This window comes from uncultured Methylovirgula sp. (assembly GCF_947646745.1).
GTDB lineage: Bacteria > Pseudomonadota > Alphaproteobacteria > Rhizobiales > Beijerinckiaceae > Methylovirgula.
Window position 1 is genome coordinate 51281 of record NZ_CANSHK010000013.1, and the last position, 11997, is coordinate 63277.

An 11997-nucleotide genomic window follows, 5' to 3' on the forward strand; every position below is an offset into this window, starting at 1 on the left:
TTAGCGCACGCCGCCCTTGCCGACCACGCCGACAATGGGCCCAAGCGGCAGCAGGGTGTCATCGCGGCCAGCCTCCGGCGCGTAGAGGCTTGACACCGAGCCGTCGAGGAAGAGTGCGTTGGGGCAATGCAGCCGGTCGCGGAACAGCGTCGCAAAGCGATAGAAGGTGACCGGTTCATCGGAAATCGCGAAGACGACGACATGGCCATCCCGCACCCCGACGCCGTTGCGGATTTTCTCCGATGTGCCGGTGGCCTCTATCTTCGGATGCAGGGCGCCGTCGATGACCAACATGGGCCCCGATTGGGTCGCATATTCGGGATGCAGCCGCGCCTTGAGAAAGCGGCTCGTCTCCATGATGCCGGCGCTGCTGCCGCCGAAATAGAAGATCCCGTTGGGCTTCATATGGAAATTGCCGGAGCCGGAGCGCGTATTCGCCGGCACGAGGCGGCGGCCGTTCTCAACATAAAGCCCAACGGGGCGGAAATCGGTTCCGAACATGCCGGCGTTCATCGCGAAGGCGAGCGAATCACCCCGATCCTTCAGCGCCGCAGCGACGGCCGCGAAACTGCTGTAGGGCTTGCCGTCGGTGCCGGCGAGAAACAGCCGCAGCCGGCTCGTGCGGGCGTCGAAGACGCAGATCGTATAACGCTGGCCGGCCTCGCTGATGTCGCTGCAAGGGGCGCTCTCCGCCGGCCGCGCGGCGGGCAGGGAGACGAAAACGCCGAGGAGTCCAAGCGCGATGCGCAGGAGCGTCGGAAGGCCGGGTTTGCGCAGCATTGTTCGAACGGGCGATGTTGCTTATCTAGCCATTTTAACAGGATTCGTGGGGTTTTCAGCATGCGTCATACCGTGACCGAGGCGATCGAGGCGATTGCACGCGGCGAGATCGTGATCGTCACCGATGACGACGACCGCGAGAACGAAGGCGATCTGATCTGTGCGGCCTCGCTTTGCACGCCGGAAAAGATGGGCTTTATCATCCGCCATACGAGCGGCATCGTTTGCGCGCCGCTCACGGCGGCGGAGGCGCGCCGGCTCAATCTTCAGCCGATGGTTGCAACGAACGATGCGCCGCTCGGCACCGCTTTCACCGTGTCTGTCGACGTGCGGCATGGGCTGACGACCGGCATTTCCGCCGAGCAGCGCACCAACACCGTTCGGGCGCTGGCCAACGGCAATATGGGCGCGGCGGATTTCGTCCGGCCGGGGCATGTGTTCCCGCTCATCGCCCGGGAAGGCGGGGTCTTGATGCGGACCGGCCATACGGAGGCGGCGGTCGATCTCTGCCGCCTCGCCGGCCTGCCGCCGGTCGGCGTTATCTGCGAGCTCGCCAATGACGACGGCAGCGTCATGGCCGGTCCGCAAATCCAGGCCTTTGCCGATACTTATAAATTGAAACGGCTCTCCGTCGCCCAGCTCATCGCCTACCGGCAGGAGCGCGAGAAGCTGGTCGAGCGGGTGAAGGTTTTCCCGGTCGAAGCGCCGAGCGGACGGCTGACCGGCTATGCCTATGCGACGCCGTATGAGCCGGTGCATCATTTCGCCTTCGTGCAAGGCGACATCGGCGATGGACGCGGCATGCCGGCGCGTCTGCATCGCGTCGACCTCATCGCCGATGTCATCACCGGCAGCACTCTCATTCCGAAGACGCTGGAGCGATTCCGGCAGGAAGGCCGCGGCGTCCTCGTCCTGCTGCGCGACGGCACGGCGGGCGTACCGGTTCTCTCGGAACTGAAGGAAACCGCCTCCGAGGCGCAGCGGACCAAGGAGTGGCGCGAAATCGGCGTCGGCGCACAGATCCTGCGCGATCTCGGCATTTCCTCGATTCGGCTGCGGACATCGTCGCCGCTGAACTATGTCGGCCTCTCGGGCTTCGGCATTGAGATCGTTGCCTACGAATCCGTCGAAGGCGAAAAATAGCTTGTGCCCATCAGCGCCGCGACATGCGCGGCGGCGGAACGGCCGAGCGCCGCGAGATCATAGCCGCCTTCCAGCAGCGAGATGACGCGGCCGTCGCAGCAATGCTCGGCGACGTCCATGATCTGCGCCGTCACCCAAGCGAAATCGGCCTCGGTCAGATTGAGATTGGCGAGCGGGTCGCGCCAATGCGCGTCGAAGCCGGCAGAAATGATGACGGCATCGGGCGCGAAGCGGACGAGTTGCGGCAGAACCACGGATTCGATGGCATCATGAAAGGCAATGCCGTCGGCGCCGGGCGGCAGCGGGGCGTTGACGATCGTTCCGAAGGCGCCGGTCTCCGAGGCGGCGCCAGTGCCCGGGAACAACGGCATCTGATGCGTCGAGCAATAGAGCACGCTCGCGTCCGCCCAGAAGATCGCTTGCGTGCCGTTGCCGTGATGGACGTCGAAATCGACGATGGCGATGCGTTCGGCGCCATGCGCGGCGCGTGCGTGGCGGGCGGCAATGGCGGCATTGTTGAAGAGACAGAAGCCCATGGGTGTCGTCTGGCTGGCGTGATGACCGGGCGGCCGGGTGATGACGAAGGCACTGTCGGCCTCGCCGCGCATGACGGCATCGGTCGCCGCGACGGCGCCGCCGACCGTATGCAGGACGGCATCCCAGGAGCCAGGGCTGACGGGCGTGTCGTCGTCGAGATAGGCGATGCCTTTGGCGGGCATCGCGGCCTCGATGGCCGCGGCATAGCCCGGCGGATGCACGCGCAAGATCGGCGCAAGCTCGGCGGCAGGCGATTCCAAACGGTTCAGATCACGAAATGTATCGGCCGCGAGCGCCTGCGTGATGGCACCGAAACGCGCTTGCGATTCCGGATGGTTCGGCCCGGTATCGTGACCGAGACTGGCCGGATGGCTGAAGAGCAGGGTCGTCACGGGCACCCGCTGTAATCGAAAGTGATTCGCCTAAAACTTAGCATTGCCGCACGGCGAGCCCTTCAAAGCGCCCCGCGGTGCCGATTCTATGGCCGCCGAAGGGGGGACAAATGTTTCTTTTGCGCCACAGGTTTTCGTCATCTCGCCTCGCCCAAGGCCGCCTGCGCTTGTAGCAGTGGCGAGGCGACGACCGATGCGTTATTTCCTTCATAGAGGCGGGGACATTGAGATGAAATTTCACAAGATCACCTTGGCCAAGATTTCTTGGGCAGTGCCATTTATTGCATTGATGCTGGCGGGTTGCGAGGCGGACGGGCTGCAGACGCCGGACCCGAGCCTGTCGGGCCGCGACCAGGAATTTCTCGCGCTCGCGCCCAAGGCCGATATTCCATCGCAATTCCAACGCTACCGGGTCGAAGATCCGACCGGTCAACCGCCGGGGACCGTGGTCGTCGACACCAAGCACATGTACCTCTATTACGTGCTGCCGCACGGCATGGCGATGCGCTATGGCATCGCGGCGGGCTCTGAAGCCGCGGGCTGGACCGGTACGGCCACGATCGGCCGCAAGGAAGAATGGCCGCATTGGATGCCGCCGTCCGACATGCTGAAGCGTTGGCCGCATCTGCAGCCGACGGCCGATGCCGGCGGCCTCCCGGGCGGTCCGGAAAATCCGCTCGGCGCCCGTGCGATGTATCTGTTCCAGGGTAATAAGGATACGCTTTATCGCATTCACGGCACCAACGAGCCGGAGCAGATCGGCCAGGCGGTGTCCTCGGGCTGCATCCGGATGTCGAATATCGATGCGATCGATCTTTATAACCGCGTCAAGATTGGCACCAAGGTGATCGTCGAATAACAGATCATCATTCATCGGAAACTTCGACGCCCGCGTCTTTGACGCGGGCGTTTTGTTTTGGGCACGAAGCGGTTGTCGGCTTGGTCCGTGCGAGCACGCCTTAGGCGACCGCGGTTTCGCTGCCGATGGTCAGCAGCACGATTTCCGGCGGCCGGAAGAGCCGGACCGGCGCGATCGAGGTTCCGAGGCCTGCCGAAATGATCATGTGGCGGCGGCGTTGGACGATATGGCCGTAGACCTGGGTCATGCCGAATTCCTGCTCGGTGAAGAGCTCCGTGACGATCGGCAAATTGATCTGTCCGCCATGCGTATGGCCGCAGAGCGTGAGCGAGACGCGATCAGGCACGCGATGGAAGACGAAGGGCTCATGCGCGAGGAGAAGGATGGGCGCGCCGTCGCTGGCCTGCGCCAAGGTTCCGTCGAGATCATCGAAGCCTTCGAACCGGCGCGAACCGGCTGGATAGGCCAATTGATCGCCAAGGCCCGCGACCCAGAAGGATTGGTTGCCTTTCACCACAGAGACGGCTTCGTTCTCCAACACTTTGAAATCCGCATGGCGCAAGGCGCGGCGGACGCTTTCGCCGTCATCGCTGCGCATGCGCGGCAAGGCGCCGTGCCACCAATCGTGATTGCCGAGGATGGCGTAAATGCCGAGCGGCGCGCGCAGTACCGACAAGGCTTCCGCCCATTGTGCGGGGTAGACCGGCCCGGTCACGAAGCGATGCCCGGCGTTGAAATCGCCGAGCAGAAAAATGATATCCGGATCGAGCGAATTGGTGATCTCGGCAATGCGGCGGATCCGCGCCGCGGACATCAGCGGTTCGCAGGCATGGATGTCAGCGACAAGGGCGGCTTTGACCTGAAGCCCAGGCGTCCAATGCGGCGGTGTCAGGCTGTAGGTCGTGACATCAAGGCGAAAGCCCGGCTCGACTGCGCAGGCATAGGTGCCGAACCCGGCCCCTGCCAATGTGAGGACGCCGGCACCTTGCAGAATATGCCGGCGAGTCAGCAGGGTCATCGTGAGAACCAATCGATGCGGGGCGGTCGATCGCCGAGATAAGGCGCGACACGGACAGATACGATGGTTCTCTTAAAAATATTTGCGGGCCGAAATGGGGCCAGCACGCTAAGCCGCGTAGCCGCTGAAGCGGCGCTGGGCGCGCAGTTTGGCGTCTTCGGTGTCCGTCTCCCTCGGCTTCGATTGGGTGGCTTGAAGGGCAGCAGCGACGGCGGAAATGCCGATTTCGCGATAAAGCCGCTCGAGAATATCGCGGGCATCCCCCGGCGTTTGAGCGGAGCGGAAAGTCTGATTTTGATCCTTCATGGGTCTGTCCTTGCAGGCTTCGGCATGGCCACCGGCGTGTGCGTCGGGGGAGCTTCCGGCGGCGCGGTAAACAGAACCTTGAGAATTTAAGTTAAAGCCGAGCGAATTTTGTCGCGATCGACGATTGCGCGCCGGTTGTGTCCGGCGCCCGACACCCGTAGATTTTCATTTGGCCAGCGGGTTTGCGCATGCGGCATTTGATCATCGAGGAGCCTTTCTCGGAGAGCGCCATTTGGGCGCGGCGGCTCGCCGTCTTCGCCGCCGCAGTGGTTGCGACCGGGCTCGTGCTGGCGCGCCTCGGTCTCGATCCGACCGCCGTCCTCGCGGTCATCGGCTCGGCGATCATCTTGGCTTGCCTTGCGATCCTCTGCGCCGGCGCCGCCGGCGTCGAAATCTGGCAGACCGGCCGCAAGGGTGTCGGCCTGCTGCTCGGCGGCGCGGTTTTGGCGGTGCTGTTGCTTGCCTATCCCGCTTATCTCGGCGTGCAGGCGGTGCGGCTGCCGGTGCTGAACGACATTTCGACCGATATAGACAATCCGCCCGCCTTTTCCTTGTCGCGCAAGGCACTGGCGGCTCGGCACGGCTGGCTGCCGCCGGCGCTCCCCGCCGCCGCACGCCAGGCGCAGAACGATGCCTATCCGGATGTACAGCCGATCTATCTCGATCTCGAAGCCGACGACGCCTATCAGGCCGTGCTGAGCACGGCCGCAGCCAAGCATTGGAAGATCATCGATGCGATCCCGCCGGGCGGTCGGCTGGGCATTGGCCATGTCGATGCGATCGCCCATGGCATGATCCTCGGTTTTGCCGACGATGTGACGATTCGCATCTGGCCTTTGGCGGGCGAGACGCGCGTCGATGTCCGCTCGGCCTCGCGGATCGGCCGGCACGATTTCGGCGGCAATGCCGCGCGGATCGAATCCTTCGCCGACGAATTGAAGACCGAAGCCGAGGCGAAGTGATCAGAGGCGGCGATAGACGCCTGCGCGATCGTCGCCTTCGCCGCTCACATGTCCGCGCTCGACCAGATCCTGCAAATGAGCGAGGACGGACAGCGCCGCGGCGCCTTTAAGACGCTCGTCGAGACCGTGGTAGATCGCCGCGACAAGCGCGGGAATTTGCGCCGGACCTTTGTCGAGCGCGGCAAGGATTGCCGCCTCGCGCAAGCGGCGATGGTGGAGCAGAGCCCGCACCATGCGCTGCGGCGCGGTCAAACCGCCGCCGTGGCCCGGCCAATAGTGGGTATCCTCGCGCGCCAATAGTTTTTCGAGCGAAGCCATATAATCGCGCATCCGGCCGTCGGGGGGGATGACGACCGAGGTCGCCCAAGCCATCACATGATCGCCGGAGAAGAGTGCGCGTTCCTGCGGCAATGCAAAGGCCAGATGATTGGCTGTATGGCCTGGCGTGGCAACCGCTTCGAGGACGTAGCCGGGGCCGGCAATTTCATCGCCTTCGGCGAGGACGGCATCCGGCTGGTAGGCCCGGTCATGTGCCGTGTCGAGCGCGGCTTCGCCGCCGTCGGACGCCGCCATATAAGGCGCGCAGCCGATGATCGGCGCGCCGGTCGCAGCCTTCAGCGCCGTGGCGCCCGCCGAATGGTCGCCATGCGTATGGCTGACGAGGATATGGCGGACGCGCTCCTTGCCGAGCGCCTTGAGCAAGGCCGCGACATGGGCCGGGGAATCGGGACCGGGATCGATCACCGTCACATCGCCGGCGCCGACGACATAAGTGCAGGTGCCGGTGAAGGTCATCGGGCTCGGATTGTCGGCAACGATCCGCCGGATCAGCGGCGACAGCCGAACGAGCCGATCCGGTGCGCCGGGCGGGCGCAGGTCGAAGTGAATGTCCGGATCCGTGTCGCTCATTCGGGCGAAGGCGTGGGTTTGGCGGCTTTGTCCAGAAAGACATGCGCCAACGCATGATAGATGCTGTCATGGCAGACCCATTTGGAGACTGCGTCGGCGATCAGCGCCGCCAGCATCAGCGGAATGATCATCGCGTGATTTTCGGTCATTTCGGAAACGATGACAAAAGAGGTGATCGGTGTCTGAACCACGCCCGTGAGATAGGAAACCATGCCGAGCAGCGCCAGCGCGCCGAGGGGCACGTCCTGAAACGCCGCGTGCAGATTGGCCGCCAATCCGGCGCCGACTGCAAGCGAAGGTGCAAACAGGCCGCCTGGAATGCCGCCGATCGAGGAAAACAGGGTCGCAAAAAATTTCATCGGCCCGAAGATGGCGCAGGATGGCACGGCGCCATGGACGATGGCGCGCGCTTGATCATAGCCGGTGCCGTAGATCGAATCCTGCGAGACGAGGCCGCTCAGCGCGACGCCCAGGCCGCACAGCATTGCGAAAGCGATCGGGTGTTTCGCGATGATCTGCCCCGCCTTGCCCGGCAGGCCGCGCGCAAAGCCGATGACGATCCGGCTGAACAGGCCGCCGAAAAAGCCGCCGAGCACAGCGCAGAGCGGCAGCACGAGCCAGGCGCGACCGAGGGGAAGCACCGCATTGGTCGAACCGAAATAGGCATAATCGCCGACAAGCCCGAGCGAGGTGAGGCCGGCGGCGATGATGGCGCCGAGGACAAGGCCGCTGGTGCGCGATTCGAACGACCGGCTCAATTCCTCGATGCCGAAAACGATTCCGGCAAGCGGCGTATTGAAAGCGGCGGCAATGCCGGCGGCGGCGCCGGCGAGCAGCAGGCCGCGCTGATAATCCAGCGCGCGGCGGCCGATCGCATACATCAGCGCGGCGCCGACTTGAACCGTCGGGCCTTCGCGGCCGATCGAGGCGCCGCAAAGAAGCCCGAGCGTGACGGCGATGATTTTGCCGGCCGCGACGCGCAGTGACACGAGCGCCGTGCGGGTCGGGCCGTCCGGCATTTCGCGCGCGGCGATCACCTGCGGAATGCCGCTGCCTTGCGAATTCGGGAAGACATGCAGCGTCAGGAAGACGATGACGCCGAATCCCAGCGGCGTCAGCGCGAGCGACAGGTAGCGCGAGACGGCAAGCACATGATGAAAGTCGCGTTGCGCATAATCCGCCAGGGCCGCCATCAAGATCGCCGCGGCGCCGACCAGCAGACCGCCGATGAGAAAGAGCGTTCGCCGGCCCCAGCGTTCTAAGGCGTTATGCGTGAGGCTGCGGAAATTCGTGGATTGAGGGCGGGCGATCATCAACGGCTTTGCTTTGGTCTTTTTGTCATCACTACGCCCTTCATGCCATAGAAGCAGGCGGTGTCGGTAACAATTCCGCGAGCCTTTCGAAGGCACCGCCATGCGCGCTGGCCCCGCGGTGCAGGGCGATGATCGGGCTGTTGCAGAAATGGCCGAGGCTTTCGCAGACGGCTTCGAGCGGCACCGGCGAAGCCTCGGTCTCGTCGACGACGAGCGCGGCGATCGCAAGACCGCGCTTTTGCACGACTTCGAGCGCCGAAAGCGTGTGGCTCAGACTGCCGAGATAAGTCCCGGCAACAAGAACCATCGGAATATTGAGCGCGCCGATGAGATCGCAGATCGTGGTTTTGCCGTCGAGCGGCACCATCAGCCCGCCAATGCCCTCGATAAGCAGCGCATCGTCCGCTTCGATGATCGCCGTGCTGCAGAAACGTGTCAGCGCAGCAATGTCGATCGCTTTGCCTTGCAGCCGCGCGGCCATGTCAGGTGAGAGCGGCGCGGGAAAACGCCAGGGCGAGATTTTGGCGATCGCAGCGAGATCGGACTTTTGACCGCAGGCTTCGAGCAGAAGCGCCGGATCGCTGGCGGCGTAATTCGCTTCGTCGAAGCCGGTCACGACGGGCTTCAATGCCATGACCCTCCGCCCGCGGCCTCGCAGCGCCCGGAGCAGGCCCGCGGAGACGAATGTCTTGCCGCTGTCGGTTCCTGTCGCGGTAATGAAGAGAGCCGGCAAAGCGTCGTCTCCCTAGGCCGGCGCACGGATGTCGAGCCGGGCGACCGCATCGGCGAGACGCGCGACATCCTCATCGCGATGAACGGCTGAGAAGGCAAAGCGCAGTCGGGCGGACCCTTCCGGCACCGTCGGCGGCCGGATGGCGACGACGAGAAAGCCTTCGTCCGCCAACGCTTTCGAGGCTTGAAGCGTCGCCGCGGCGGAGCCGAGCACGAGCGGCACGATCGGGCTCTGCGCCGCGGGCAGGCCGAGGCGCCGCGTAAACGCGCGTGCCTTGGCGAGCGGCCGCGCGCAAAGCAGGGGATCGGCGGCGATGATATCCAGCGCGGCGATGGCCGCCGCCGTGCTCGCTGGCGGCAAGGCTGTCGAATAGACGAGGGTGCGCGCCCGCGACGTCAATAGATCGATCACGCTGCGCGATGCGCAAAGATAGCCGCCATAGCTGCCGAGAGCCTTCGATAGCGTGCCCATGTGCAAGAGAACGGCATCGTCTGTGTCGGCGTCTTTGTCGATGATGCCGAGACCATGCGCATCGTCGGTCATGAGCCAAGTGTCGTGCGCCGCGCAGATTTCAGCCAGCGCCGCGACCGGCGCACGGTCGCCGTCCATCGAAAATACAGTGTCGGTGACAAGCAGCGCATGGCGATGGCGGCCACGCTCGGCCTTGAGAATGGCATCCGCATGCCCGGTATCATTATGGCGGAAGATGCGCAGCGTCGCCGAAGAGAGCCGGGCGCCGCCGAAGATGCAGGCATGCGCCAGTTCATCGACGAGGATCAGATCGCCTTCGCCGGCGAGCGCCGGGATGACACCGAGGTTGGTCAGATAGCCGGATCCAAAAGCGCGCGCCGCCGCGGTGTGCTTCAAGCTGGCAAGGCGTGCTTCGAGCGCGACGAGCAATGGATGATTGCCGGTGACGAGCCGCGAGGCGCCGGCGCCCGTGCCATAGGTTTCGATCGCAGCGATGGCCGCGGCTTTCACGTTCTGATGCTGCGACAGGTCAAGATAATCGTTGCAGGAGAAGGAGACCAAGCGGCGTCCATCACGCATGACGATGGCATCGCTCTGGCGCTCGGTCGTGGCGAGAGATCGCCGCAGATTGGCGTCCGCCAGTTGCGCCAGCTTGCGTTCCGCAAAGGCATCGAGCGATGTCACGGGCTTTCCTTCCTCACCGTTGCGGTTTAACCGTGGCGCACGGCTCTGGCAACAAGGCGCGATGGTAGTGGAAGATCGGGATTGGCAGGAAACCTGGCAGGAAACCTGGCAGGAGACTTGGCAGGAGGCATGGCGCGACCATATCTGGCTGCCCTATACGCAGATGAAGCATGCCGCGCCGCCGCTGCCGGTCGTTGCGACGCAAGGGTCGCGAATTACCCTGGCCGACGGCCGTGAGCTCATCGATGGAATTGCGAGCTGGTGGACCGCCTGCCACGGCTATAACCATCCCCACATCCGCGACGCCGTCACCCGGCAATTGGAAAGCATGCCGCATGTCATGTTCGGCGGCTTGATCCATGAACCGGCGGTGCGGCTCGCCACGCGGCTTGCGGCATTGATGCCCGGCGATCTCGAGCGCGTGTTCTTCTCCGACAGCGGCTCGGTCGCGGTCGAAGTGGCGATGAAAATGGCCGTGCAATATTGGCTCAACAAGGGCGTGCGCGGACGTACCAAAATGCTCGCCTTTCGTGGCGCCTATCACGGCGATACATTCGCGACCATGGCGGTCTGCGATCCCGCCGAGGGGATGCACAAACATTTCTCCGGCGTCTTGCCGCAGCACAGAATCGCCGATCTGCCGCGCAGCGAAGAGGAGCTGCCAGTGCTCGATGCGCTTCTCGCACGGCACGCGGACGAGCTCGCGGGGATCATCGTCGAGCCGCTCGTACAAGGCGCGGGCGGCATGATCTTTCACGACCCGGAGGCGCTGAAACGGCTGCGCGCGCTCGCCGACAAATATGATCTCATCTTGATTTTCGATGAGATTTTCACCGGCTTTGGCCGCACGGGCACGATGTTCGCGTGCGAGCAAGCGGGGGTCGTGCCGGACATCATCTGTCTCTCAAAGGCTTTGACCGGGGGGACCATGGCGTTGGCCGCGACGATGGCGCGAAGGAAAATCTTCGATGCCTTCTGGTCGGATGAGCCAACGCACGCTTTGATGCACGGGCCGACCTATATGGCCAATGCTTTGGCCTGCGCCGCGGCGAATGCCTCGCTCGATCTTTTCGCGCGCGAACCGCGGTTAGACCAAGTCGCTGCGATCGAAGCGTCGCTGCGGGAAGGGCTCGAACCCTGCCGCGGCGCACACAATGTCACGGACGTGCGCGTGCGCGGCGCCATCGGCGTCGTCGAATTTGCCAAGATCGGCGACCTTGCAGCGCTCAAGCATCGCTTCGTGGAACGGGGCGTTTTTATCCGGCCGTTCGGCAACATTATTTATCTGACGCCGGCCTTGACCATCGGCAGCGACGACCTGCGTCAATTGACGGACGCGATCGTCGACGTGGTGCGAAACGGTGTCGTTTGAGTGACAAGCTTTGCTTTTAATGGCACTTGCCAAATAGGCTTTTCGCCCACATATATCGGGTCTCGCTTTTGGACTGCTTTCTGAATCGCTTCGTCTGGACTGCCGGCGCACGTTTCAGCCTAGACCAAATTCGACTGAAACAAGCGGCCGCACTGTTGCAGCCGCTACGCACTGCCAGAAAGGGCGATCGATGCCAGTAGGAACAGTTAAATTTTTCAACGATCAAAAGGGTTATGGTTTCATCCAGCCGGAAAGCGGCGGTAAGGACGTGTTCGTGCATGTGAGTGCCGTCGAGCGCTCCGGCCTGCGCGGCCTTGTCGAAGGCCAGAAGGTGAGCTTCGAGGTCGAGACGGACCGGCGTTCGGGCAAGCCGTCGGCGGTCAATCTGCAAGCCGCCTGATCGTAGAGATTTGAATCTGCAAAGCCGCCGTTCTTCGGAACGGCGGCTTTTTATTTGGCAAAGCATCGGACCGAAAAGTGCGAAGCGGTTTTCGGGCAAATCCGATGCGATGGAGAGG

The 11997-nt window shown here is 63.7% G+C and carries 13 protein-coding genes; 5 read left to right on the forward strand and 8 right to left on the reverse strand.

Going from position 1 to position 11997, the window contains the following annotated elements; all coding sequences use genetic code 11:
* Positions 1-780, reverse strand: a complete 780-nt coding sequence (locus tag Q0025_RS05685; RefSeq protein WP_297296889.1) for a phosphodiester glycosidase family protein — start codon at positions 778-780, stop codon at positions 1-3.
* Between the two features lie 60 nt (positions 781-840).
* On the opposite strand from Q0025_RS05685, the gene ribB reads away from it, so the two are divergent.
* Positions 841-1923 carry a 3,4-dihydroxy-2-butanone-4-phosphate synthase gene (ribB, locus tag Q0025_RS05690; protein ID WP_297296891.1) on the forward strand — a complete coding sequence of 361 codons (1083 nt, stop codon included), beginning with the start codon at positions 841-843 and terminating at the stop codon, positions 1921-1923.
* Here the strand turns inward: ribB and Q0025_RS05695 are convergent.
* Entirely contained in the window at positions 1896-2852 is a 957-nt protein-coding gene (locus Q0025_RS05695; protein WP_297296918.1) for a histone deacetylase family protein, read from the reverse strand. The two genes, ribB and Q0025_RS05695, sit on opposite strands and share 28 nt — an antisense overlap.
* A gap of 229 nt (positions 2853-3081) precedes the next feature.
* Here Q0025_RS05695 and Q0025_RS05700 point away from each other — a divergent pair, with 229 nt between their 5' ends.
* Positions 3082-3711 carry a L,D-transpeptidase gene (locus Q0025_RS05700; protein WP_297296893.1) on the forward strand — a complete coding sequence of 210 codons (630 nt, stop codon included), beginning with the start codon at positions 3082-3084 and terminating at the stop codon, positions 3709-3711.
* Positions 3712-3811: 100 nt separating this feature from the next.
* On the opposite strand, the gene Q0025_RS05705 is transcribed toward Q0025_RS05700, so the two are convergent.
* Both Q0025_RS05705 and Q0025_RS05710 read right to left on the reverse strand, forming a co-directional pair.
* Positions 3812-4729, reverse strand: a complete 918-nt coding sequence (locus tag Q0025_RS05705) for a metallophosphoesterase (RefSeq protein WP_297296895.1) — start codon at positions 4727-4729, stop codon at positions 3812-3814.
* Between the two features lie 108 nt (positions 4730-4837).
* Positions 4838-5035 (reverse strand): hypothetical protein, encoded by a 198-nt coding sequence (locus Q0025_RS05710; protein WP_297296897.1) that lies wholly within the window; start codon positions 5033-5035, stop codon positions 4838-4840.
* A 188-nt stretch (positions 5036-5223) separates the two neighbouring features.
* Here Q0025_RS05710 and Q0025_RS05715 point away from each other — a divergent pair, with 188 nt between their 5' ends.
* Positions 5224-5997, forward strand: a complete 774-nt coding sequence (locus Q0025_RS05715; protein WP_297296899.1) for a DUF1499 domain-containing protein — start codon at positions 5224-5226, stop codon at positions 5995-5997.
* On the opposite strand, the gene Q0025_RS05720 is transcribed toward Q0025_RS05715, so the two are convergent.
* Genes Q0025_RS05720 through Q0025_RS05735 form a run of 4 tightly spaced genes read right to left on the reverse strand, consistent with a single transcriptional unit; the run spans position 5998 to position 10107 of the window.
* Positions 5998-6906 (reverse strand): MBL fold metallo-hydrolase, encoded by a 909-nt coding sequence (locus Q0025_RS05720; protein ID WP_297296901.1) that lies wholly within the window; start codon positions 6904-6906, stop codon positions 5998-6000.
* Positions 6903-8219 carry a chloride channel protein gene (locus tag Q0025_RS05725; RefSeq protein ID WP_297296903.1) on the reverse strand — a complete coding sequence of 439 codons (1317 nt, stop codon included), beginning with the start codon at positions 8217-8219 and terminating at the stop codon, positions 6903-6905. Before Q0025_RS05725 ends, Q0025_RS05720 begins: the two co-directional genes overlap by 4 nt.
* Positions 8220-8259: 40 nt before the next feature.
* Positions 8260-8952 (reverse strand): dethiobiotin synthase, encoded by a 693-nt coding sequence (gene bioD / locus Q0025_RS05730; RefSeq protein ID WP_297296905.1) that lies wholly within the window; start codon positions 8950-8952, stop codon positions 8260-8262.
* 12 nt (positions 8953-8964) lie between these two features.
* Complete coding sequence (locus Q0025_RS05735; RefSeq protein WP_297296907.1) at positions 8965-10107, reverse strand: aminotransferase class I/II-fold pyridoxal phosphate-dependent enzyme; 1143 nt, start codon at positions 10105-10107, stop codon at positions 8965-8967.
* Positions 10108-10168: 61 nt separating this feature from the next.
* Here Q0025_RS05735 and Q0025_RS05740 point away from each other — a divergent pair, with 61 nt between their 5' ends.
* Complete coding sequence (locus tag Q0025_RS05740; RefSeq protein ID WP_297296909.1) at positions 10169-11479, forward strand: adenosylmethionine--8-amino-7-oxononanoate transaminase; 1311 nt, start codon at positions 10169-10171, stop codon at positions 11477-11479.
* Positions 11480-11669: 190 nt separating this feature from the next.
* On the forward strand, positions 11670-11879 hold the full coding sequence (locus Q0025_RS05745; RefSeq protein WP_297296911.1) for a cold-shock protein: 210 nt from the start codon (positions 11670-11672) through the stop codon (positions 11877-11879).
* Positions 11880-11997: the final 118 nt, after the last annotated feature.

What these genes read in the sequence shown, in the direction of transcription:
- Q0025_RS05685 (WP_297296889.1), bottom strand. Translation starts at nt 780, where the DNA reads ATGCTGCGCAAACCCGGCCTTCCGACGCTCCTGCGCATCGCGCTTGGA.
- ribB (WP_297296891.1), top strand. Translation starts at nt 841, where the DNA reads ATGCGTCATACCGTGACCGAGGCGATCGAGGCGATTGCACGCGGCGAG.
- Q0025_RS05700 (WP_297296893.1), top strand. Translation starts at nt 3,082, where the DNA reads ATGAAATTTCACAAGATCACCTTGGCCAAGATTTCTTGGGCAGTGCCA.
- Q0025_RS05705 (WP_297296895.1), bottom strand. Translation starts at nt 4,729, where the DNA reads ATGACCCTGCTGACTCGCCGGCATATTCTGCAAGGTGCCGGCGTCCTC.
- Q0025_RS05710 (WP_297296897.1), bottom strand. Translation starts at nt 5,035, where the DNA reads ATGAAGGATCAAAATCAGACTTTCCGCTCCGCTCAAACGCCGGGGGAT.
- Q0025_RS05715 (WP_297296899.1), top strand. Translation starts at nt 5,224, where the DNA reads ATGCGGCATTTGATCATCGAGGAGCCTTTCTCGGAGAGCGCCATTTGG.
- Q0025_RS05720 (WP_297296901.1), bottom strand. Translation starts at nt 6,906, where the DNA reads ATGAGCGACACGGATCCGGACATTCACTTCGACCTGCGCCCGCCCGGC.
- Q0025_RS05725 (WP_297296903.1), bottom strand. Translation starts at nt 8,219, where the DNA reads ATGATCGCCCGCCCTCAATCCACGAATTTCCGCAGCCTCACGCATAAC.
- Q0025_RS05740 (WP_297296909.1), top strand. Translation starts at nt 10,169, where the DNA reads ATGGTAGTGGAAGATCGGGATTGGCAGGAAACCTGGCAGGAAACCTGG.
- Q0025_RS05745 (WP_297296911.1), top strand. Translation starts at nt 11,670, where the DNA reads ATGCCAGTAGGAACAGTTAAATTTTTCAACGATCAAAAGGGTTATGGT.